Genomic DNA, 22,954 nt, shown 5'->3' on the forward strand with positions numbered 1-22,954 from the left:
ATAATTGACAGCGCTTATGAAAGTCACCGTGCTCATGCCGGTCTATAACGAGCGCTGGACCCTGCGCGAGATCATGCGTCGGGTCTATGAGCAGGCTGAGCTCCTGCACGAGGTGGTGGCCGTGGACGACGGCTCCACGGACGGCAGCGTCGCCCGGCTCAAGGAGCTCGAGGCCCGCTACGCTTCCCACAAGGTCCCTTTGCGCGTCGTCTACAAGGCGAAGAACGAGGGCAAGGGCGCGGCCCTCAAGGCCGGCCTGGCCGCGGTCACCGGCGACATCGTCATCATCCAGGACGCGGACCTGGAATACAACCCCAAGGACTACGCCACGCTGCTGGCCCCGCTCTCCGACGGACGGGCCGATGTGGTCTACGGGAGCCGCTTCCTCGGCGGCGCCGCCCGCCGGGTGCTCCTTTTCTGGCACTCCGTCGCCAACCAGGTCCTCACGATCTGCTGCAATCTTTTCTCCGACCTTAACCTGACCGACGTCTGGACCTGCTACAAAGTCCTCCCCGCGGACATTCTGCGCCGCCTGGACCTGTTCTCGCGCGGCTTCGGCTTCGAGCCCGAGGTGACCATCAAGATCGCGCGGCTGGGCTGCCGCATCTACGAGGTCCCCATCGGCTATGAAGGGCGCACCCAAGAGGAGGGCAAGAAGATCGGGTTGCAGGACGCTTTTACAGGCACTTTGGCCATGATCCGGGCCTGGCTCTCCAGCGACCAGGGCCCGCGCTCCGCCGGCGAGCAGACCTTGCGCAACATGGCACGGGCCGGGCAGTACAATCTCTTCCTGTTCGACCGGATCGAGCCTTACTTGGGCCGCGAGGTCATCGAGGTCGGGGCGGGCGTGGGCAACATCTCGCGCAAGCTTTTGGACCGCGACCGCCTGGTCTTGAGCGATGCGGACCCCGGCTACGTCGAGCTGCTGGAGCGGACTTACCAGGACTGGGCCTACGTGAAGGTCGTGGCCCTGGACCTGGCCCGCCCGCAGGCGGTCCCTGAGGAACTCGCCGAGAGCTTCGACAGCGTGGTCTGCTTCCAGGTCCTGGAGCATATCCAGGATGACGCGCTCGCTTTGGGCACCATCCGGCGGCTGCTCAAGCCCGGGGGGCGGGTGCTCCTGATGCTGCCGGCTCACCAGTCCCTCTTCGGCACGATGGACCGGGAGCTGGGCCACCTCCGTCGTTACGATGCCCCCGACTTGCGCGGCAAACTGACCGCCGCGGGCTTCGAGATCGAGGCCCTGCGCTTCTACAACCCCATCGCGGTGCCGGGCTGGTGGCTCAATGGGAAGGTGCTCCGCCGCCGGCTCATCTCGGATTTCCAGCTCTTGGTCTTCGACAAGCTCATCTTCCTGGTGCGCTGGCTGGCGCGCTGGGACATCCGCTTCGGGCTGGTGATCTTAGCGGTGGGCCGCAAGAAGGCGTGACCCGCGGGCTGAGGGCGGCTTGGTGGCTTTGGGCGGCTTTGGCCGTCGCCGTGCTCCTGCGTCTGGCCGGCATACATTGGGGCCTGCCCGCCCTGTTCAACGCGGACGAGCCCCATCTCGTCAACCTGGCCGTGTCCTTCGGAGGCGGCTCTCTGCGCCCCTACGCGTTCAAGTATCCCAGCCTCTGGCCCTACCTGCTGGCCGGCGCCTACGGCGTCTATTTCCTCTGCTGGTCCGTCCTGGGCCTGCGGCACAGCGTGGCGGACTTCGTCGGATTCTACGGCTGGCATCCCGGGGGCTTCTATCTCATAGGACGCCTGCTCTCGGCGTTCTTCTCGCTGGCGGCCCTGGCCTGGCTTTGGCGCGCCGAGGAGCCGCAGCGCCGGGAGGGACGCGCCCCTTGGGCGGCCTTGCTCCTGGCTTTCGCCCCGGTGGTCAACGAGGCGGCCCATTCCTGCAAGCCCGACATGCTGATGTTCTTCTTCGCCTGCGCGGCCTGGCGCTTCGCCCTGAGGCTGTTCCTTTCGGGTGAGCGACGCGACTGCTGGCTCTGCGGCGCGCTGTTGGGTCTGGCCGCATCCTCGCAGTTCACCGCGGTGCCCGCGGCGCTCCTGCTGCCGCTGGCCTGGGGTCTGGGAGCGCGCCGCCTGCCCGCGCGCTGGCTCGGCGAGGGCCTGGCCTGCGCCGCCGCCGCCTTCTTCGCCGCCTCGCCGTTCATTTTGATCGATTGGCGGAATTTCTGGTTCTGGGCGAGCATGCGCAGCCCGGCCGCGCTCGCCGCCATGGGGGAGTGGAGCCGCGCCGCCGTGGCGCGGCAGGTGGTATCCAACCTGGCGGCTTTCTCCGGGACTTGGTCCGCGGCGAGCGCGGCGGCGCTGCTGGGACTGGCCGTCCTGCTGCGCGCTCAGCCGCGGCGCGCCGCGCTGCTCGGGCTGCCAGTCCTGGCGTATCTCCTGGTGCTCAGCGGCAACCCGGACGGGGGCTGGCCGCGCTACCTCCTGGCCGTCTTGCCGGGCTGGGCCTTCCTGGCGTCGGAAGGTCTGGCGGCGTGCACGCGCGGGCGCGCGGCCTGGACCGGCCTGCTGGCGGCCGCGCTCGCCGTGGGCCCCGGCATCATCCAATGCGCGCGGCAGGACCGCGACATGCGCCTGCCCGACACACGCCAGTTGGCGCGGTCCTGGGTCCTCCAGCATGTCCCTGAGGGCGCGACGCTGATCCTCGACGAGCCCAACGCCTCCCCCGATCTCGCGATGGCGCGCCAGGAGCTTGAGGAGCTCGCCCAGAGGGCCCAAGCCTCGGGCTCGCCGCGGGCCCGCCTGTTCCGGGGCATGGCGCGCGCCCATCCCGGAGGCGGCTACCGGATCTACCGGATCCAGCGCTCGGCGCGGGACCTGGGGACCTTCCACCCCAAGCAGGTCGAGCTCTCGCAAGCCGACGCGCCCATGGTCGACCTGCGTCCAGGGCTCTCGGCCGCCCGCGCCGTCAAGGCCGGCTGGGTGGTGACCTCCAGCTTCGGGGCCGTCCCCGAGCGCTCTCCCGAGCTGGCCGCCTTCTTCACGGAGCTCTTCTCCCGGGCCCGGCTGGAGGCCTCGTTCGATCCGGTCCCAGGAGAGCTGGCCGGGCCGTCTTTTCGCATCTATCGCCTGGGACCATGAGGATGGGGAAATTGCTAGAATGACCGCCCATGGCTGAACGCAAGGCCGCCAAGGACCAGCGCAGGACTTCCGCCTCGGCGACGGCGGAGGCGTTCTCCCACAAGGCCATCATCTGGTGGCTGCCCATCCTCTATTGCCTCATCTCGTCCTTGTTCTACCTGCGCACCTACGACTCGGCCCAGGTCAAGATCACGGTCATGCAGATGGGCGGGGCGGCGCTCTTGGCCATGTGGGCCGCGCGCCTGTTGGAAGCGGGCTGGGGGGTCTTCAACAAGGACGACCTGGTCTGCCTCTCGCCGTTCTTGGCCTACCTGGCGGTGGGCATACTCTCATTCGCTCACGCGCCCTACCACATGGCCAGCGTGGACTTCTTCCTGCGGCATTTCTTCTTCATGACCGCGGCGCTCATCGTCATCTACGAGTTCGACGCCCGGGCCATGGAGCGGCTCACCGACATCCTCGTCCTCACCGCCTGGATCGCGGTGGGCTACGGTTTCCTGCAATGGGTCGACATCACCTGGTTCCCTAAGGGAGCGGGCAACGGCATCGACCCCTTCATCTGGCGCGGCGCCTTCGGCGACCGCATCTTCTCCACCTACGGCAACCCCAACTTCTTCGCGGACTTCCTGGTCATCGTCTTCCCGATCCTGCTGACCCAGTACCTCAAGACCCGCCGCTTCAGTCTCATCCCCCTGATGGCCATGCTGGTGGTGGACCTGCTCATGACCGGGACCAAGGGCGCGTGGCTGGGCTTCGCCTTGGTCATCTTCCTCTTCGGCGTCGTAGCCTTCATCTACTTCCCCGCCGTGGTGGCGCCGATCCGCAAGGCCGTCCTCTCCTGCGTGGTGGTCGGGATCCTGGTCTTGTTCGGTTACGTGGCCAGGGACCTGCGGGCGCGCGTCGTCTCCGTCAACTTCCGGCTCTTCACTTGGGAGTCCACCTGGGAGATGATCATGACCCACCCCTGGATCGGCACGGGCGTGGGGAGCTTCCCGCCCATCTATCCCGCCTTCCGCCGGCCGGCCATCTTCCACATCGAAGGCAAGCACAACACGGAGACCGACCATTCCGAGGACGAGTACCTCGAGGAGCTCTTCGACAACGGCATCCTGGGCTTCGGGATCTTCATCTGGCTGATCCTGAGCACGTTGGTCGTGGGCTTCCGCTCTCTGGGACAGCTCTCCACGTTCTTCTCCACCAAGGACGGCCGGGCTCCGCCGCGCGCCTACGACTTGGTCGGCTACATGATCGCCTTCATGGGAATGCTCGGCCATAACTGCTTCGACGTGAGCCTGCGCTTCGTCTCCAGCGGGGTGTACCTGGGACTCCTGTCGGGCACGATCGTCAATCTCGCCCGCGGCAAGGCCCTCTACGAGTTCCACGACCTGCGGGGCGCCGCGGCGCCCGCGGCGGCCGCGCAGGGGTCCGATCCGCCGGCCCCCGCCTCCACCTGGAAGCTGCTCTGTGAGTTCCTGATCTGGCCCGCGCGCCTGGCGGCCTGGGGCGGCCTGCTCTACGCGGCCTTCCTGCTGCTCTCCGAGTTCTCCAGCCTGCAAGGGTCCCTGGGGCGCCTGCCCATGGGCGGAGAGCTCATGCAATGGTGGCTGGCGTGGGGGGTCTTCGCCGGCTGTGTCCTGTCCTTGATCGGCCTGTTCCTGTACCTGACCTACCTCTCGCAGAACCCGGTCGTGCCCCTCGTGATCGCGGGGATGCTCTACCCCCTATACCAATTCTGGGGGTACTTCAAGGCCGACGTCAACCACAACATCGCCATCTATTTCTCCAAGGATCGGCATTGGGATGAAGCGCTGGCCCACTACCTCAAGGTCAGGACGCTCAACCCCAACTTCGTCATGTCCATGTACTTCATGGGCAATGTCTACAACGATCGTTTCAACATGAACAAGGTCTACAACCCGGGCTGGGGTGATGCCGGCAACGCGCCGCGCGACGATTACGAGCGGGCCCTGGATTCCTACGAGTACGTGCGCCAGTTCGCTCCCAACTACGTCCAGATGCATCATCAGGTCGGCAACCTGCATATGCGCCGGGCGGAGTGGGCCATGAGCCAGGGCCGGGTCGAGGAGTCCGACCGGTACCTCAGGAAGGCCCTCACGCGCTTCTACATGTACCAGGCCATCGACCCGGTCTTCGAGCCGAACTATTTCCGCATCGGACAGATCTACATGATCTGGGCCCAGCGGGCCCAGCAGCAGGGCCGCAAGGACGAGGCCCGGGCCAATTTCGAGAAAGCCGTCGAGACCTACGAGATGCTCATCGACGCGCCCAAGTGCGCGGTGGACCGCAGCCTGCTGGACAAGGCCTACCTGCGCAACAGCATCCTGTCGTATCAGCCGTACGTGCAGATCGACGACGCGCCGCTGGCGCACAAGCACGAATCCGCCGAAGCCTATACGAACTTGGCCAACGCCTATTTCATGCTGGAGCGCTGGAAGGACGCGGAGAAGGCCTACCGGCGCGCTTTGGTCATCAACCCGGGCTTCGCGCAGGCCAGTACCAACTTGGCCGTGCTGGGCCAGAAGATGCGCGTCGAAGGCCGGCTCAAGGCCGTGACGCCGCCCCTGCCCGGCTACCAGCCCGAGAACGCGCCCCCGCGCTTCGAGATCGTTCCTTCGAAGCGCTAGCCGGCCAGCAGGTCCACGGAGTCGGGGAAGCGGTCCATGTGATAGGGCTTGAACCGGCGGGTGGCCGCCCGGAAAACGCGGCGGGTCAACCCTTTCTGGCCATGCCCCAGCAGCCGATAGAGATGGAACAGGAGGTGCGTGTGGTCCCGGTTCATGGCCCCGAACGGCGCCGCTTCCTGTATGGCCGCCGCCAAGGCGAGCGAAGAGCCGCGGACCTGGGCCTGTTTGCGCGGCCAGGATAGCCCGGGCTTCTCATCGAACGCCTCCGACGTCACGCCGGTCTTGCAGTCGGCGCAGGAGAACTGCCACTGCTCCTGCGCGTTGCCCCCGCGCAGCGCCAGCCCGTAGCGGCCCGCCTCCCTGAAGAACGGGGACTGGCGGTAGAGGGTGAAAGGGCTCACCGTGAACTGGTCCACCACGTCCGCCATGGCCCTGATGAAGTCCGTCGTCTCGGCCAGGTCGGCGGGAGTCTCCGTGGGCAGGCCGCCGATGAGCTCGATGTGGTTCCAGATGCCGAGGGCGTGGGACTGCCGCAGGAGGCGCTCGATGCGCTCCCGGTTGACCCCTTTCTTGATGTACCGCAGCAGGCGCGGGCTGGCGGTCTCCATCCCGAAGGTCAGGCGCACGGCGCCCGAGCGGCGCATCTTCTCGAGCAGGGCCTCGTCGAGCTCTCGGAAATTCACGCAGTCGCTCCACTGCAGCCGCAGCCGGGCGCGGACCATCAGTTCGCAGAGGCGCTCGGCCTCGCGATAGTCGTTGTTGAAATTGGCGTTCGTGAAATAGACCCCGGTGACGCCGCGCCTCTGCAGGCGGCGCAGGTCCGCCACGACGGCCGCGCTGGCGTTGCGGTTGTCCGGGACAGAGTTGTCGTTGGCGCAGAAGGCGCAGCGGCCCTTGCAGCTGGTGTCGAAGCGGTACATGACCACGAGCTGGTCCGGCGCGCCCCGCTGCAGGCTTTGCAGCTTGGCCAGAGCCGAGCGGGCGGAGTAGCGCGCTAGCAGTTCGGCGGCGCTGACGCGATAGAGGTCCAGAGGATAGCCTCGGTAACTCATCCCGCCGCAGCGGATGGACGGGGGCTGCCCGACGTGCTCCCGGATGCCTTCCGGCGACCGGGCCAAGGTCTGGAGGAGGACCGCGCCCTGACCGGATAGCTGCTCGACGAGCCGCAGCAGGGGGACCTCGCCCAAGGACCAGATGGCGTAGTCGAAGACGGGGTAGCGCTGCAGGATCTCCCGGTAGGCGCTGCGCGATATGCCCTGGAAGCCCAGGACCACCGGGCGGCCGAGCCTGCGCCGGATGGACTGGGCGATGAGCGCCGCCGAGTGCAGCATGAAGCGGTTGCTCATCAGGTCCACCAGACTGATGCCGTAGAGCCCGCACGGCTCCAGGGCCAAGGATTCCCAGAACAGCCCTTGGATGCGCCTGAGCCGAGCCGCCGCGGCCCCCCGCAACCGGCCCCTCAGGAAGCGGAGCACGGACTCCTGGTCGGCCAGGATCCGGAAATCGACGCCGGGGAGCTCGCGCAGCCGCTTATGGAACAGGATGTCGCCATCGTAGAGGCGGACCTGATGCCCGCGGCTCCTGAGGAAATCCGCCAAGGCGGCGATGGAGATGCTCGGCATGGGGAAGCATTCCTCGTGCCGCCGGTCCGCCGGGGGATAGATCAGGCCGACCGTCATGGACGGTCCGCTGCGGCCGCGCAGCGAAAGCCGTTCGTCTCGGCCCTGCCCTCGGGGAAGAACCAGTCCCGGCTGGCGGCGCGGCAGGCCCCCGCGGAGCTCGACCATGAGCCCCCGCGCAGCACGCGCATGGTCCCGGAGGGCGGACCGCGGGGGTTCTTGGGCTCAGTCCCGACATAGCCCTCGGCGTACCAGTCCGCGACCCATTGCGCGGCATTGCCCTGCATGTCATGGAGGCCGTAGGGGTTGGGCTTCTTCTGTCCCACGGGATGCGTCCGGCCCTCGGAGTTGTTGGAGAACCAAGCGTGGCTGCTCAGCCGGACTTCGTTGTCGCCGAAGGAGTACCTGGCCTCGGACTGGCCCCGCGCCGCCTTCTCCCATTCCGCCTCCGTGGGCAGGCGCTTGCCCGCCCAGGCGCAATAGGCCTCGGCCTCGTTCCAGTCCACGAACACCACCGGGTGGGTGTCCTGGTTCCAGGCCGGCTGGATGGGCAGGCTGCGGCCCGTGGCCTGGACGAAAGCCCGGAACTGCGCGACGGTCACCGGGAATTTGTCGATGCTGTAGGCGTCCAGGAAGACCTGGTGGCGGGGATGCTCGTTGGGGTTGCCCTCCTCGTCGGGAGAGCCCATCCGGAACGGCCCCGCCGGGATCAGGGCCATGTCGCGCCGCGGAGCCGGGCCGCCCGCCGGCGCGGGGCGGGCCTCGACGGCCACGAGGCAATCCTCGCAGGAGAGCTCCGGGTGGTCCTTGGCCACGTCCCAGACGGCGGTCTTCTCCCCGGAGGCCGTGACCCGCCCCACGTCGCCCGTCACCGCCGTGGGGATGATGGCGAAGGTCTGCCCGCCGTCCTCGGAGACCTTGAAGCCGACCTCCAAGGCCTCGGACTTCTGGCCGTCGAGCCGGTAGCTGATCTGGACCAGCCCTTGCTCGTCCTGGGTGAAGCCGACGCCGCCGAGCGCGGCGGCCGCGGCGCGGCCGGCCAGGAGCAGCAGGGCTAGCGCTGGGGCGGGCATGGGGGTGTTCTCAATAGTTGGGCCTGGACCGCGAAGCGCGGGTGGCCCGGTCGAAGGCCCAGTCGCGGATGGCCTTGATCTGCTCGCTCATGGTCTTGGAGAGCGGGACCATGCTCGTGGTGTGGCGCGTGATGTCGTCAGTGCCCAGCCGCCGCTTCTCCTCGACCGCGTCTATCCGGGCCGCGATGATGGCCTGTTCGATCTCGGCCCCGCTCCAGCCCTGGGTATGGACCAGGATGCGGTCGATGTTGATCTCCTTGGGGTCGGCCCCGTTCAAGCCCAGATGGATCCGGACGATCTCGCGGCGCTCGTCCTCGGTGGGCAGGTCGCAGAAGAAGACCTGGTCGAAGCGGCCTTTGCGGATGATCTCGGCGGGCAGCTTCTCGATGTGATTGGCCGTGGCCGCGACGAAGACCAGGGGGGGCTTCTCCTGCATCCAGGTCAGGAAGGCCGAGAACATCATGGATTGGTCCGAGGCCACGTCCTTCGGCGCGCCCAGGGCCGCCTCCATCTCGTCGATCCAGAGCACCGCGGGCGCCACGGCCTCGATGGTGCTCAGGGCCCGGTGGAACGCGGCCTCCGGCGTGCCGTAGAGGCCGGAGAAGACCAAGTTCATGTCCAGCCGGAACAGCGGCACCTTCCAGAGGCTCGCGATGGCCTTGGCCATCATGCTCTTGCCGCAGCCGCTGACGCCCATCATGAGCACGCCCCGGGGGACCGGCAGGCCGGCCCTGACCGCGTCCTGGGTGAAGAGGGATTTTCGCTTGGCGGCCCAATCCTTCACGTTCTCCAGGCCGCCGACCCGCTCGATGTCGAAAGGCACCGCGATATACTCCAGGAAGCCCGACTTCTTGGCCAGCACCTTCTTCTCGGCGAAGATCTCCGCGAGCAGGGTCTTGTCCGAGGCGTCGTCGCGGCTGAAGGCCCGGTGCATGACGTGGTCGACTTCGTTGAGGGTCAGCCCGCGCAGCGCCATGGAGACCTCCGGCTGCAGCTCCGCCGATAGCCGCGCGCGGGGGTACTGCTTCTGGACCAGCTGGGCTCTCTGCAGCAGCTCATCCGGGGCCGGCATCTCGACATCGACGAGGCAGAGCTCCTTCTCCAAGGTCGGGGGCAGGACCGCCACCGGGGAGACGATGACGAGGCAGGTCCGGCCGGAGGCCACGAAGGCGCGATAGGCGTCGCGCAGGGCCCGCACGACCCGGGCGTCGTCCATGAAAGCCGAGAGGTCCTTCATCACGATGAAGCCGCCGACGGGATGGGCGATGATGTGACGCAGCGCCGCCACGGGGTCGCGGGTGTCCACGTCCGCGGGCGCCGGCTCCAGGCCGCGCACGCAGTCCCAGGCCGCCAGCGTCCCGCCCGGGAAGAATTCCGGCAGCAGGCAGCGCAGGGCCTCGCAGGCGCGGTCCTCTTCCGGCGTGTGCAGATAGAGCAGCGGATGGCGGCCGCGCAGCGCCTCGCGGATCTGGTCGAGGAACAGCCTCATGGGATGGCCTCCGTGGTCGTCATATCACCTGGTCTCGGACATGTTCCGCAGGCGCTCGGTCGCCTCCTGATGGTCGGGGAAGCGGCGGAGGATCTCGTCGTAGACGTCCCGAGCCTCCCGGCTGAGCCCCACCTCCTCGCAGACGAGGGCGTAGAGCGCGTAGAGCTCCGGCGCCTCGGCGAGGCCGACCGTCAGCTTGATGTGCTGGAAGAGCCTGCCCGCGGTCTGGATGTCCTTGCGCCGATGGCAGAGGCGCAGGGCCAGCGTCAAGTCCATCCGGCTCGGGGCTTCCAAGCGGGTCTCCAGCAGGGCCTTGAGCGCGGCCGCGTCCTCCCCGGCCTGCATCAAGGCCTCGGCCAGGGCGATCCGGTCCGCGTCCGGGACCGCGGCGAGATTGAGCTTTCCGATGCGCCCGAGCTCCTTGTGACAGGCCACGAAGAGCGGGTAGTCGGAGGCTTCCGTGGGCCGCTTCATGCCGATCAGCGCCAGCGCCGTCTCAGGGTCCTGGAGCGCGTAGAAAGCCGCGGCGTAGGCCGTGTGGAATTGCGCCTGCCTGCGGACCTTGGCCTGAGCCAGGAACTCGGGGACCTTGTCCGCGGCCCGGTAGACTCCGGCCACCAAGCGGCAGTCGCCCGCGCTGCCCGCCGCCCTCTGGGCGACCGCCGAGTTGAGCAGGGCCAGGGCGTCCTCGTGGCCGCCGAGCCGGGAGAGTTCCGCGGCCACGAGCAAAGTCTCGACGTAGACCTCGGCGGGAGGCCGCCCGCCGCGCCCGGCGATGACGGTCTGCAGGGCCTGGCCCAGCGCCTTTTCCCGTGGAGACAGGCCCTGCTTGCCGCGCAGCAGCGCGGCCGCGACTTCCCAGGCGCCGAGCTTCAGGAAGCTTTGGGCATAGCCGGCCAGGAACTCGTCGGGCCGGCCTTGGCAGCGGCTGAGGAAATCGGAGGCCTTGTTGGCCCGCAGGACGTAATCCGCCAAGGCGTCGCGCTTGGCTTCGTCCGCCGCTCCCGCCAGCAGCGCGGCCTCGTCGTCGGGGCTGGGCGGCGGCGGGGCCGCGGCCTTGAGCCGCTCGGCTTCGGCCTTGAGCCGCTCCGCCTCGGCCTTCCGTTTCTTCATGGTCTTGTCCGCGGCCAGGGCCCCGAGCGCGAGGAGCAGGGCCGCGCCCAGCGCGGCGTAGAATCCGAGCCGGCTTTTTTGCGGCGCCGGGGCCGGGGCCGGGGCGGGGGCCGGCGCGGTCGAGACCACCACGAGGGCCTGCTGCGTGGACTGCGCGGCCAGGGCTTGGCGGTATTTCTCGGCCGCCTGCCCGTCTATGCGCCCCGGCGGGCTGACCTCCCGCAGCGTGGCTTGGTCATCCTGGGCCGGCGCCGGGCGGCAGGGCAGGACGAGGCAAGCCGCGCCCAAGAGCCAAGACAGCCGAAAGTCCCGCATTTGTCTTATGGTATCATAAGTCGGGATGGATACGCTGGATCCCCGTAGGCGGCAGATCCTGGACTTGGTGGAGCAGTATGCCCGGGACAAGTTCGGCGCGCCGCCGTTCGCGGCGGACCGGGACTTGGTCCATTACGCGGGCCGGGTGTTCGACGGTCAGGAGCTGCGTTGCGCGACCGAGGCGGTCCTCGATTTCTTCCTGACCGCGAACCGCTTCGCCGAGCGCTTCGAAGCGGACTTCGCCGACTTCTTCGGAGCGCCCGGAGCCTATCTGGTCAACTCGGGCTCTTCCGCCAACCTCGTGGCCCTCACCGCCTTGACCTCCCCCAAGCTGGGCGAGCGGCGCCTGCGGCCGGGAGACGAGGTCCTCACCGTGGCCGCGGGCTTCCCCACCACTCTGGCGCCGATCGTGCAGAACCGGCTCGTCCCGGTCTTCGTGGACGTGGGCATCGGCGACTACACGGCGCTGCCGGAGCGCATCGCGCAAGCCGTGGGTCCCAAGACCCGGGCCATCATGATGGCTCACACCATGGGCAACCCTTTCGACCTCGACGCCGTCAGCGCCGTGGTCAAGAAGCACGACCTCTGGCTCATCGAGGACAACTGCGACGCCCTGGGCTCCACCTATCGCGGCCGGCTGACCGGGACCTTCGGCCATCTGGCGACCTTCTCCTTCTATCCGGCGCATCACATCACCATGGGGGAAGGCGGCTGCGTCATCGCGGCCGGCCAGAGCGCGGAGGAGTTGGGCCGCATCGTGCGCTCCCTGCGCGACTGGGGCCGCGACTGCTACTGCGCGGGCGGGGAGAACAACACCTGCGGCAAGCGCTTCTCGCAGCAGTTCGGGACGCTTCCGTCCGGTTTCGACCACAAATACGTCTATTCGCATATCGGCTACAACCTCAAGCTGACGGACCTGCAGGCGGCGATCGGCTGCGCGCAATGGCAGAAGCTCCCCGGATTCATCGCCCGGCGCAAGGAGAACTTCGCGTACCTCAGGAAGGCCCTGGCCCCCTACGAGGACCGCTTGGTCCTGCCGGTCGCGACGCCCGGCTCGGACCCCGCTTGGTTCGGTTTCGTGATCACGGTCCGCGAGGGCGCGGGATTTTCGCGGACCGAATTGCAGCGGCATCTCGAGGAGCGCAGGATCGAGACGCGGGCGCTCTTCGCCGGCAACCTGCTGCGCCACCCCGCCTTCCTGGACATCCCGCATCGCGTCTGCGGCGGCTTGGCCAACACGGACCGCATCACGGAGTCCACCTTCTTCGTCGGGGTCTACCCCGGGCTCGACGCGCCGAGGCTCGAGCACATGGCCGAGGCCTTCCGGGGCTTCCTGAAGAAGCGCTGAGGGCGCCGACCGCCATGGCCACGCCCCGCAAGCTGCGCTGCACGGTGTCCGAGATCCTGGACCACGGGGACCGCGTCTATACGCTGCGCCTCAAGCCCGAGTTCCCCGCGCCGCGCTTCACGGCCGGGCAGTTCCTGCACTTGGCCATAGACCCTTACGACCCTTCCGCCTTCTGGCCGGATTCCCGGGTCTTCTCCGTGGCCAGCCCCCCTGACCAGCGGGACGGTCTGGAGATCCTCTATTCCGTGGTGGGGCGCTTCACGTCGCGCATGGAAGCGGAGCTGCGCGTCGGCAGCGAGGTCTGGGCCAAGCTGCCCTACGGGGAGTTCGTGGTGGCGGCCTTGCCGGGGACCGAGGCGGCGCTGCTCGCCGGCGGGACCGGGGTGAGCGCTTTCACGGCCTTCCTGCGGGGCTATGCCGCCTGCGGAGGCGACGACGGCTCGCGCGTCCACCTCTTCTACGGCGCCCGGCACCCGGGACTCCTGCTCTTCCGCGGGCTCCTGCAGCGACTCGCGCTGGCGCGGCCGACCCTCCGGGCGACGTTCTTCGCGGAGTCCGGAGCCGCGCCGGGACAGGGCGTGGAGCCGGGGCGGCTCTCTCTGGCCGCCGCCTGGTCCGCCCTGCAGCGGCCCGCCGCGGCCACCTACTACCTCTCCGGCCCGCCGGCCATGATCCGGGGGTTGGGCGCGGAGCTGGCCGCGCGCGGCATACCGCCGGAGCGGATCCGGGTGGACGCCTGGGACTAGCCGGCTGCTGACAGGCCCGCAAGAGCTCCGGGGCCGCATGCCGGTCCGTACCCGTATGCCAACTGGCCGGCCAGTTGATGCAAGAGGGCAGTCCTTCGAGGCCACTGTGTCCGGACACAGTATGGCCCAGGGTATGGACCAGGCGGATAGCTGACAGACCAGGCTCGGTGTCCCGCTTTGATCTCAGCCTGGCGCCTGATGCGCAGCATCAGGCGCAACCGACCCACGCATCCGCCCGTAAGGAAGTCGGGCAGGTGCCGTGCGTCCACAAGACACGGAAGCGGGTCGGCAGGACCGCTTCATCCCGACACGCCTAACGCTGTCTTCCCCGATAGCGCAAGACCGGCAGGCCGCATTGTGCTGCTGCAAAAGACAGCAGAGCAAGAATGGTTCTGCCGCCCGGACACTTCGTGTCCGGGCGGTTGCGGGCGAGCAAAGCTCGCCCGCGAGCCAGACGGACATTCTCAGCGCCCAGCTAGCGCCGCTCCGGCTCTTTGACGGCGTAGACCTCGACGGTCCCGCCCTGCCGCAGGGCGGCGTCCAGGACCGTCAGCAGCAGGGCCAGGGGCAGGAGCACCGGCAGCAGGGACAGGGCCAATAGGCAGGCCAGGGGATGACGCCGAGCCGTCCCGCTCCTGGCGCTGGGCGCCTTGAGCAGGTCGTAGAGGAGGTTCTTGGGCAATCCCAGCGCGTTGTAGGCGCTCTGCAGCCAGCCGAAGGGGTTCTGCTCCAGGCAGAAGTGGTCTCTGCGCACGACGCGGAAGGAGTGCCGCGCGAGCAGGGCCTGCAAAGAGCGGGGCCCGAAATGGAAGCAGTGGCGGGGCAGGTCGAGATGGAACCAGTGCCGGCCGAAGAGGCGCGCCTGCCAGCTGTCGTAGTTGGGCACGGCCAGGAGCAGGACCCCGGCCGGGCTCAGGAGCCGGCGCGCCCGGGCCAGGGCCTCGGCCGGGTCCGGGAGATGCTCCAGGCTGTGCCAGAAGATGACGGCCTGGTAGCGGCCCGCCTCCTCCGGCAGGTCCTGAAAGCCTCCGGTCCTCACGTCCAGGCCAAGGCGGTGGCGGGCGTGCCAGGCCGCCTCCGCGTTGAGCTCGACTCCGTGCGCCTGGTAGCCCAGCGAGCGCAGGCTGTCCAGCATGATGCCTCGGCCGCAGCCCACGTCCAGCACGGGCCCCAGGAGGGGGACCTGGCCGCTGATGCGCCGTGCGCGGCGCCAGCGGAAGAGGCGGGTCAGCAGCTCGAAGAGGCGGTTGAAGCGCACGTTCTCCCGGCCGTAGTAGGAGGGCGGGTACCAGCGGCCGAGCTCATCCGGGGGAAGGGCGGGCCAAGTGCGGCCCAGGCCGCAGCCCGGACAGCGGGGGACTTGGAAGCCGGCGTCCCCTTCGGGGACGGCGCGCCCTGGCGCGCCGCAGCAGGGACAGTCGGGCAGGGTCATGCGGCGGGCTCCGGCAGAGGCTTTCCGCGCAGGGCTCCCCAGAGGCGGGTGACGGACAAGCTCGCGAAGAGGATCAGCCAGGGCATGATGGGGACGCGGTAGCGCAGCATGGTCAGGATGAGGGAGTGAGTCAGGACGATGGTGAAGACGAACAAGCCCAGGCAGAGGGCGCGCGGGACCTTGCGGGCCAGGAGCATGCCGAGCAGCCCCAGCGGGATGATCCAGCCGTTGGTCAAAAGCCCCACCCAGCGCAGGGTCCGGTAGGACTCGCCGGCCGCTTGCGGCCGCGGCCACAGCCGCCATTCATCCCAGAAGAAGCGCCAGGACACCAGCTTCAGGTAAGTCCCGGGATGGCTGCGGATCCAGTCGAGGCTCGCCGCGCGGAAATGGCGCTCGGCCTGCGCCGGGGGCATGAGCGCGGCGGCCTGGAACACGGGGTCCGCCTGACGGATGCGGCTCTCCTCCGGAGTGCCGCCCAGCTCCTGCGGCACGACCAGGTAGTTGTACAGGATGTTCCCGGCGGTCAGGGTCGTGCCGGGTATCCAGGCGCGGAAGACCAGGTAGTTGCGCAAGGGCCAGAAGGAGTAGAGGCACAGGAAGACGGCCAGATAGGCGCCGCTCCAGCGCCAGGCGGCGGGGCCGCGGTCCCGGCAGAGGACGATCACGGCGGCGGGCGCCAGGACCAGAGCGAAGGGCAGCAAGGTGACGTTGGTCAGGCCGCAGAGCGCGGCCGCCAGCCCCGCCCACGCGAAGGCGGCGGCGCTGGGGCGACCGAGGGCCCGGATGAGGGTCCATAGGGCCGCGGAGCTCACGGCCAAGATCGCGGTCTCTCGTACGGGCAAAGCCGCGTAATATATGAAGGAGGGATAGAGTGCGCTCACCGCCGTGGCCAGCAGGGACACGGTCTCTCCGAAGAGCTCCCGGCCCACGAGGGCCAGGAAAAGGAGGGCCGCGGCGGCCAAGCCGCAGTTCGTCAGCAGGGCCACGGGGTAACTGCGGCCGAAGGCCTTGAACATGACCCCGAGCAGGACCGGGTAGGCCGGCTCGCGATAAGCGCTCGGCTGGCCGGCGCGCTTCAGCGTCCAGGACTGGGCCACGGACGTGGCGATCTCCACGTAATCGTCCGGGTTGGCGAGGTCCTGTCCCGGCTGCTGCGGGGGGTGGCGCAGGCCGTACCCGAGGCGCACCAAGACTCCCAGCACCAGCAGGGCGGGCAGGACCCAGGATCGCGGCGCGCTGAAGAGGGTCTTCAGGGTTTGACCAGGCAGTCGTCGAACATGGGGATCTTCAACAGTCGCTTCGACCACAGCCAGTAGATGGCCATGGACTTGAGCACGTTGAGGCCGTAGCTGACCACGTTGACGCCGCACTTCTCCTTGCCGTAGTAGGTCGGGATGGGCATCTCCACGATGCGCAGGCCCTTGATCTTGAACTGGATGATGATGTCCGTGTCGAAATGGTAGTCGTCGGAGCAGCGCTCGAAAGGCACCTTGGCCAGAGCCGCGCAGCGGAACACCCGGAACCCGGAATGGAACTCGGTCAATTTCATGTCCAGGATGCGGTTCTGGATGGCGCTGAGGAATTTGTTGCCGAGGAACTTGTAGAGCGGCATGCCGCCTTTCAGGGGCAGGCCCGCGATGCGGGAGCCGAAGACCATGTCCGCCTCGCCGTGCTCCAAGGGCTCCAGGAGGTAGGGGATCTTCTCAGGGGCGTACTGGGCGTCGCCGTGCAGCATGACCACGATGTCGAAGCCGTGGTCGATGGCGTAGCGGTAGGCGATCTTCTGGCTGCCGCCGTAGCCGCGGTTGCGGTCGTTGCGGAAGACCTCCAGCTTGTCGAGGCCCTTGGCCTCGCGGTAGCCGATGCCGATGAGGTGTGTGTTGTCCTCGCTGGCGTTGTCGATGACGAAGATCTCCTTGACCTTCTCCTTTATCTCCGCGGGGATGCGGTCCAGCACGACGGGCAAGGTGTAGGCGGCGTTGTAGGTGGGGATGAAGATGGCGATCTTGAGGTCAGGCATGCCGGTCTCCCGGGTCGGCGGCGCGCGCGGCGAAGCTGCGCCGGAAGAGCTCCAAGGCCTGGGCCAAAGAGGGCGGCTCGCTGCCCAGCGCCGCGCGCAGCCGGTCGGTCTTGAGTCCCCCCTTGAGCGGCCGCGCGGCGCGCTGGCGCAGGTCGGCGGTCGGCACGGCCTGGATGAGTGCGGGGTCCAAAGACATGGCGCGGGCCAGGGCGACGGCCAGCTCGGAGCGGGCCAGCCAATCCCGGCCCACGATGTTGAACGTGCCGCGCGCATCGGAGCCGGCCAATCGGAGGCAGGCCTCGGCCAGATATCCGGCCAAGGTCGGGTTGCACCATTGGTCGTTGGGGACACGGAAGGTCTTCCCCGCGCGCAGGTTCTCGTGGACCTGCATGGCGAAGTTCTTGGTCCCCGGGGTCCAGCTGAACACTGCGGTCGTGCGCACGACGAGGAACCCGTGGGGATAGGCTTGGACCAGCCGCTCCGCCTCGAGCTTCGCCCGTCCGTAGGCGCTGATGGGACAGGGCGGCGCCTCTTCGGGATAGGGGCCGGACTTCCCGTCGAAGACATAGTCGCTGGAGAAGAACACGACTTTGGCGCGGCGCGGCGCGGCCGCTTCCAGGACGGCGCGGGTGCCGCCGACGATGACGGCGGCCGCCTGCTCCGGATGGTCCTCGCAGAAATCCACGCCGCCCGGGGTGTTCTGCGTCAGGAAGATGAGGTCGGGAGCCAGCGCCTCGAGGCGGCGGCGGACCGCGCCCGGGTCGCGGATGTCGAGAGCCGTGGAACCGGGCTTGGGCCGGGAGCAGTGGGTCCCCTCGGCCGGGATGCCGCGCGATTCCAACTGCGCGAGCAGGGCGGCGCCGAGCTGGCCCGAGGCGCCGATCACCAGGGCTTTCATCCGCGGCGCGGCTCAGGCGTGCTTGAGCGCCCAGTCATAAGGGATGTCTTTGCTGAAAGGGTCGATGCGCACGATCTCTTCCGGGTCATGGGGGACGGTCGCGCAGTTGGCCACTATGGAGGGCGCCGGGGCGATGCCTTTGAAGCCGTTCCATATCCCCGGCGGGACCGTGACCAGGGCGTAGCTTTCCTGGCCGGCGGATATCTCCTGCAGCTGCCCTCGGGTCGGCGACTCCGGGCGGACGTCGAAGAGCACCAGCGTGATCTGTCCGCTGACCACGGCGTAGTTGAGGGTCATTGTCTTGTGGAGGTGCCAGGCCTTGATGGCGTCCGGATTGACCACGGAGAAATAGATCTCCCCGAACTTCTCGAACCAGGGGTCGTCGCGCCGCAGCATGTGCATCACCTTGCCGCGCTCGTCCAGGATCTGGCGCAGGGGATGCACCGCGACGCCGTGGAGCATGGGGCTCACTCCCCGCCGGGCGTGAGGTGGCGCCGGTACCAGGCGATGGTCTCCCGCAGCCCGTCTTCCAAGGAACAGGCGGGACGCCAGCCCAGCACGCGGGCGGCCTTCTGCGCCGAGAGGTACTGGCTGAGGATCTCGCCGCGGGCGCTGTCCTGGATGTCCGGCTTGAGCCGGCTCCCCAGCAGCCGGCTGATGGCGGCGACCAAAGCCAACACGCTCAAGGGCCGGTTGGGCCCGAAATTGAAGCTCTCCCCGGCCACGCCCTTGCCTGCGAGCCTCTCCGCCAGCAGGAGGTAGGCCTGGACCACGTCCTTGACGTAGACGTAGTCGCGCTTGTGGGTGCCGTCGCTGCGCAGGATGGGCCTTTGCCCGGCGAGCAGGGAGCGGATGGTGCCGGGCACGATCCGGCTCCAGTTGAGGTCTCCGCCGCCGTAGACGTTGCCGCAGCGCGCGATGGCCACGGGCAGCCGGTAGGTGTGGAAATAGCTCTGGGTCAGGAGGTCAGCGCAGCTCTTGGAGACCTCGTACGGCGCGCGGCCCTGCAGGGGCATGGTTTCCAGGTAGGGCAGCCGGGGCTGCTCCCCATAGGCCTTGTCGCTGGAGGCGACCACGACGCGCCGCACCAGGCCGCTGTGGAGCCGGCAGACTTCCAGGAGGTTGTAGGTCCCGCGGATGTTGGATTCGAAGGTCTCCCAGGGGGCGCGCTGCGCGGGGCCGACCAAGGTCTGGGCGCCGAGATGGAAGACGGTGTCCGTCTCCTGGACGTTGACGGCCCTTTGCAGGGCCGCCGGGTCCTCCAGGCGGCCGGTGACCACCGTGGTCTTCCGGAAATCCCCGTCCCGGAAGAACTGGGACTGCGGGTCGTCGTCCATCACCAGGGCGACCACCGCCGCGCCGCGCGCCAGGAGCTCTTTGACCAGCCAGGAGCCGATGAAGCCGGTGGCGCCTGTGACCAGGACGCGGCGCTGCGCCCAGAAGCCTTTCTTCAACGCCGCCGCACCCGCCAGGGGGCCTTGCCGCCCTGCCAGAGGTCCTCGAGGTGCCGGAGGTCGCGCACGGTGTCCATGCATTGCCAGAAATCCCCGTGCTGGTAGGCCATGAGCTGGCCTTCGGCGGCCAGCCGCTCCATGGGCTCATGCTCGAAGATGGTCTGGTCGTCGTCGATGTAGTCCAGGACCCGCGGCTCCAGGACGAAGAACCCGCCGTTGATCCAGCCCTCGCCGATCTGGGGCTTCTCCACGAAGCGCGTGACGCGGTTCTTTTCGAACTGCAGGCCGCCGAAGCGCGCCGGCGGACGCACCGCGCTCACCGTGGCGGCCTTGCCGTGGCGGCGGTGGAATTGCAGGAGCGCCTTGAGGTCCACGTTGGAGAGCCCGTCGCCGTAGGTGGCCATGATGGGCTGGCCCTTGGCATAGCGGAGCATCCTCCTGATGCGCCCTCCGGTCTGCGTGGTCTCTCCGGAGTCGAGCAGATGGACCGCCCAGTCCTCATTCGGGCGGCCCAAGCGCTCGACCTTGCCTTCCCCGAGGTGGACCACGAGGTCCTGGGCGCGGTAGTGGTAGTTGATGAAATAGTCCTTGATGACCTCGCCCTTATAGCCCAAGGCGATGATGAATTCCTTGAAGCCGAACCGGGAATAGTGGTCCATGATATGCCAGAGGATGGGCTTGCCGCCGATCTCCACCATGGGCTTGGGGATGCGGTCGGTCATCTCGGAGAGGCGAGAGCCCATGCCGCCGGCGAGTATCCCGACTTTCATGATCGTGGAGTTCATGTTAGCAATTCTTCGAAATCAAGAGAAGGCGCGCCCCCGGGTCCGGGCCGGCAGCAGAGGCTTGAGCCAGAGGGAGTAGAGGTACTGGTCGTTGCGGCGGATGCCGCGGGCCGCTTCCAGGATGGCCTCCAGTTGGGCGGTGATGACGCGCGGCGGGGTGCCGGGCTTGACGTCCGCGCCGAGCTTCCAGGAAAAATAAGAGCGCACCCATTCCGGCACCAGGAGATAGTCGGACCACAGGCCCGGGATGTCCCGCAGTCGAGCCCGGGTCAGGGCGCGGTTGACATAGGCCCACAGCGGGGAGTTGCCGAACCGGCAGGCCGCGTCGAGGTCGGTGAGCGCTTCCCGCGACCGTCCCAGCAGGCGCCGGGCTTCCCCGCGCCAGACCAGGGCTTCCTGGTCCTCGGGATGGCTGCGCAACTGGCTGTCGAGGTCGCGCAAGGCTTCCGGGAAATCCCCCAGTTTGACATGCGCCGCGCCGCGCCAGCATAGGGCCAGCGGAGACTGGCGCGCCACGGCCAGGTCCAAGTCGACCAGGGCTTCGCGGTATTCCCCGATCCAGAGCCGCATCTCTCCGCGCCAGCCCAGGACCGAGGTCCGGTCCGAGTCGGGGACCGTGCGCAGGAGCTCGTCCATGGTCCGCAGCGCGCCGGCGCGCTCGCCTCGGGCCAGGGCCAGTTCGGCCAGCAGGGCATGAGCCTTCCAGACCTGCGGCATGCTCTCCAGGACCGCCTGGAATTCGGCGGCGGCCGCGGCCTTGTCCCAATGGTTGTTGAGCAGCAGGAGGCCCCGGTGCCAGCGCATCCAGCCGTAGCGGCGGGGCAAGCCCACGAGCTTCTCGCTCTCGCGCAGCGCCTCCGAGGACCAGCGCAGGCGGTCCAGCAGCACGCTGGTCAACAGGATGTACCAGGGCTGGAAGCGGCCGCGGCCGGAGCCCTTGAGCGCGGCCTGCAGCAGGTCGTAGAGGCCGGAATCCGGGAACGTGGCCAAGCCCCGGTCCACGGGATACATGATGGCTTCGACGACCTCGGCCGGGGGCCGCGTGGCCATGACGCGGTCCCCCAAGGCGAAGGCGGGCTGGAATCTCCCGGCGGCCACGAGCCCGCGTATCTTCTGGACCAGGAGCTTCAGCGCTTCGAGGCGGGCGGAGCCCGGCGGCAGGTCCCAGGGGCCGCGCCGGAGGGCGGTGGCGTTCATCGAGAGACATTATATACCATGTCACCGTCGCTATGACCGCCACCGCCAGCCGGGACAATGCGCTGCGCGCCTCCGTCGCGGACCGCTTCGCTCCGCAGTACGACATCACCAGCCTGCTGACCAACGTCAACCGCGAGCACGCGGAGGAGGAGCTCGACGCCTCGGCGGTCCGCGAGCTGTGGCGGCGTCATGCGGGCGCCGACCGGAAGAAGACCTGCCGCTGCGAACTCTCCGCCTACATCCATATCCCTTTTTGCAAGCAGAAATGCGCCTATTGCTGCTACTATTCGGTCCCCTTGGAGCGGCCGGTCTGGCTGGGCCGCTACCTCGATTCTCTGGGGGCCCAGTTGGACTACTTCGCCCCGGCTTTCGCCGGCCGCCGCTTCGAGACCCTCTATATCGGGGGCGGGACGCCGAGTCTCCTGAGTCCGCGCCAGCTGCGCAGCCTCTTCGCGAAGCTGTTCCGGCGCTACGCCTTCTGCGGCGAGGGCGAGCGGGCCTTCGAGTTCAATCCCTTCAGCGTGAGCGCGGGGAAGCTCGCGCTGCTCGAGGAGTTCGGCTTCAATCGGATCAGCATGGGCGTGCAGTCCTTCCGGCCCGCGGTCCTGCGGCGCGAGAACCGCGGCTATCAGACCACGGAGACCGTGGCCCGGGCGATGGGGCTCATCCTGGGCCGCGGCCGCTTCATGCTCAACGTGGACCTGCTCTTGGGCCTGCGCGGCGACGGCCAGGCCTCCTTCCTCAAGACCCTCGATGCGCTCCTCGCGCTCAAGCCCAGTACGGTCACGGCCTATCCGGTCAAGCCCACGGTCGCCTACCTCTGCGACCATTACGGCGGCGACATGCGCCGCTTCGAGGCGGACTTGGCGCGGCGCTACGGCGAGGTGGGCGGCCAAGCCGCGGCCGTGGCCCGCCGGCGCGGGTATTTTCTGCGCCCGGAGCGGCCCAGCCTGCGGGACAACGACTGGCTCTTCCGGCGGGAGCCCCTGCGCCGGCTCGAGTACGTCTACGACGACATCGCGCCGCAGCCGGTCTCCATCTTCTCATTGGGGCCGACCGCGCGTTCGCGCATCGCCGGGGAACTGGCCTATTACCAGACGGGGACCCACGAGGCGGCGTTCTCCCCCGAGGCCAAGGTCTGGCGGGGGCTCAGGATCGACCGGCGCTGGGAGATGAGGAAGTTCGTCCTGCGGGAGCTGCTGGACCGCGGCGCGGTCTCGCCGGAGCGCTTCCGGGGCCTTTTTGGGACCGGTCTCGGCGCGGCATTCCCGGGGACATCGCGGGTCCTGCGGCCGGGGGGGGGAGGGGCCGGCTGGGAGCTTGACGACAGGACGCCGCGGCAGGTCTTCCTGGCCGCGCTGCGCTTCCTCGCCCCGGAAGAGCTCGAAGGCATGTCCGAGGTGCGTTTTTCCCTCAGCTCGGGCAAGGGCTCCTGGCGCCTGAGCCTGCACCGGCTCGCCGACGGCGAGCCCAGCATGAGCCGGGCCGGGAGCTTGGGGCTGATCCTCAAGGGTGAGCCCGCCGCGCTGATCGCGCCCCAGGTCGACGGGGCGCTGCTCAAGTTCGTGACCGCGGCTTTCCTGCGGGCGGCCGGACGCGCGCGCGCCGCGTCGCCGGTGCGCGTCGCCCCCGTGCTGTTGGCCCAACTGAGGTCCCTGGTGGCGCGCCTGGAGCGGGCGGGACGCATCCCCAGGGGCGCATTGCGCTTGACCCGGGAGGAGTCATCCTGAAGCGGT

The 22,954-nt window shown here is 68.6% G+C and carries 18 protein-coding genes; 6 read left to right on the top strand and 12 right to left on the bottom strand.

The window, feature by feature from the left end:
• Positions 1-16 precede the first annotated feature (16 nt).
• The 3 genes from NTY77_18245 to NTY77_18255 are packed head-to-tail and all read left to right on the top strand — an operon-like array spanning position 17 to position 5,729.
• On the top strand, positions 17-1,429 hold the full coding sequence (locus tag NTY77_18245; GenBank protein MCX5797436.1) for a glycosyltransferase: 1,413 nt from the start codon (positions 17-19) through the stop codon (positions 1,427-1,429).
• Positions 1,426-3,084, top strand: coding sequence for a glycosyltransferase family 39 protein (locus NTY77_18250; protein ID MCX5797437.1), 1,659 nt, complete (start codon positions 1,426-1,428; stop codon positions 3,082-3,084). Before NTY77_18245 ends, NTY77_18250 begins: the two co-directional genes overlap by 4 nt.
• 29 nt (positions 3,085-3,113) lie before the next feature.
• Positions 3,114-5,729 (top strand): tetratricopeptide repeat protein, encoded by a 2,616-nt coding sequence (locus NTY77_18255; protein ID MCX5797438.1) that lies wholly within the window; start codon positions 3,114-3,116, stop codon positions 5,727-5,729.
• Here NTY77_18255 and NTY77_18260 read toward each other — a convergent pair.
• Genes NTY77_18260 through NTY77_18275 form a run of 4 tightly spaced genes read right to left on the bottom strand, consistent with a single transcriptional unit; the run spans position 5,726 to position 11,338 of the window.
• Positions 5,726-7,516: a radical SAM protein gene (locus NTY77_18260; GenBank protein MCX5797439.1), complete on the bottom strand. Its 1,791-nt coding sequence runs from the start codon at positions 7,514-7,516 to the stop codon at positions 5,726-5,728. The two genes, NTY77_18255 and NTY77_18260, sit on opposite strands and share 4 nt — an antisense overlap.
• The gene (locus NTY77_18265; GenBank protein MCX5797440.1) at positions 7,405-8,421 is read right to left on the bottom strand and encodes a formylglycine-generating enzyme family protein; all 1,017 of its coding nucleotides are present in this window, start codon (positions 8,419-8,421) and stop codon (positions 7,405-7,407) included. The genes NTY77_18260 and NTY77_18265 overlap by 112 nt, the downstream gene beginning before the upstream one ends.
• 10 nt (positions 8,422-8,431) lie before the next feature.
• Positions 8,432-9,910 (bottom strand): AAA family ATPase, encoded by a 1,479-nt coding sequence (locus NTY77_18270; protein ID MCX5797441.1) that lies wholly within the window; start codon positions 9,908-9,910, stop codon positions 8,432-8,434.
• Positions 9,911-9,934: 24 nt separating this feature from the next.
• On the bottom strand, positions 9,935-11,338 hold the full coding sequence (locus NTY77_18275; GenBank protein MCX5797442.1) for a hypothetical protein: 1,404 nt from the start codon (positions 11,336-11,338) through the stop codon (positions 9,935-9,937).
• A gap of 25 nt (positions 11,339-11,363) precedes the next feature.
• Between NTY77_18275 and rfbH the strand changes: the two genes are divergently transcribed.
• Both rfbH and NTY77_18285 read left to right on the top strand, forming a co-directional pair.
• A complete protein-coding gene (rfbH, locus tag NTY77_18280; GenBank protein MCX5797443.1) occupies positions 11,364-12,686 on the top strand; it encodes a lipopolysaccharide biosynthesis protein RfbH in 1,323 nt (440 codons plus the stop codon).
• 14 nt (positions 12,687-12,700) lie between these two features.
• Positions 12,701-13,432 (top strand): FAD-dependent oxidoreductase, encoded by a 732-nt coding sequence (locus NTY77_18285; GenBank protein MCX5797444.1) that lies wholly within the window; start codon positions 12,701-12,703, stop codon positions 13,430-13,432.
• 475 nt (positions 13,433-13,907) lie between these two features.
• Here the strand turns inward: NTY77_18285 and NTY77_18290 are convergent, their stop codons facing one another.
• From NTY77_18290 to NTY77_18325, 8 genes are read right to left on the bottom strand one after another with little or no spacing between them, the layout of a single operon-like run.
• A complete protein-coding gene (locus NTY77_18290; GenBank protein ID MCX5797445.1) occupies positions 13,908-14,864 on the bottom strand; it encodes a class I SAM-dependent methyltransferase in 957 nt (318 codons plus the stop codon).
• Positions 14,861-16,171 (bottom strand): glycosyltransferase family 39 protein, encoded by a 1,311-nt coding sequence (locus NTY77_18295; protein MCX5797446.1) that lies wholly within the window; start codon positions 16,169-16,171, stop codon positions 14,861-14,863. The genes NTY77_18290 and NTY77_18295 overlap by 4 nt, the downstream gene beginning before the upstream one ends.
• Entirely contained in the window at positions 16,114-16,884 is a 771-nt protein-coding gene (locus NTY77_18300; protein MCX5797447.1) for a glycosyltransferase family 2 protein, read from the bottom strand. The genes NTY77_18295 and NTY77_18300 overlap by 58 nt, the downstream gene beginning before the upstream one ends.
• Positions 16,877-17,782: an SDR family oxidoreductase gene (locus NTY77_18305; protein MCX5797448.1), complete on the bottom strand. Its 906-nt coding sequence runs from the start codon at positions 17,780-17,782 to the stop codon at positions 16,877-16,879. Before NTY77_18305 ends, NTY77_18300 begins: the two co-directional genes overlap by 8 nt.
• A gap of 12 nt (positions 17,783-17,794) precedes the next feature.
• On the bottom strand, positions 17,795-18,244 hold the full coding sequence (locus NTY77_18310; GenBank protein MCX5797449.1) for a dTDP-4-dehydrorhamnose 3,5-epimerase family protein: 450 nt from the start codon (positions 18,242-18,244) through the stop codon (positions 17,795-17,797).
• A gap of 5 nt (positions 18,245-18,249) precedes the next feature.
• Positions 18,250-19,236, bottom strand: coding sequence for a GDP-mannose 4,6-dehydratase (locus tag NTY77_18315; GenBank protein MCX5797450.1), 987 nt, complete (start codon positions 19,234-19,236; stop codon positions 18,250-18,252).
• Positions 19,233-20,006 carry a glucose-1-phosphate cytidylyltransferase gene (rfbF, locus tag NTY77_18320; GenBank protein MCX5797451.1) on the bottom strand — a complete coding sequence of 258 codons (774 nt, stop codon included), beginning with the start codon at positions 20,004-20,006 and terminating at the stop codon, positions 19,233-19,235. The genes NTY77_18315 and rfbF overlap by 4 nt, the downstream gene beginning before the upstream one ends.
• 33 nt (positions 20,007-20,039) lie before the next feature.
• Positions 20,040-21,218, bottom strand: coding sequence for a tetratricopeptide repeat protein (locus NTY77_18325; protein MCX5797452.1), 1,179 nt, complete (start codon positions 21,216-21,218; stop codon positions 20,040-20,042).
• Positions 21,219-21,250: 32 nt separating this feature from the next.
• Between NTY77_18325 and NTY77_18330 the strand changes: the two genes are divergently transcribed.
• A complete protein-coding gene (locus tag NTY77_18330) occupies positions 21,251-22,948 on the top strand; it encodes a radical SAM protein (GenBank protein ID MCX5797453.1) in 1,698 nt (565 codons plus the stop codon).
• The last annotated feature ends 6 nt before the right edge of the window (positions 22,949-22,954 follow it).

This window comes from Elusimicrobiota bacterium (assembly GCA_026388095.1).
In the GTDB taxonomy this organism is placed as follows: Bacteria; Elusimicrobiota; Elusimicrobia; order UBA1565; family UBA9628; genus UBA9628.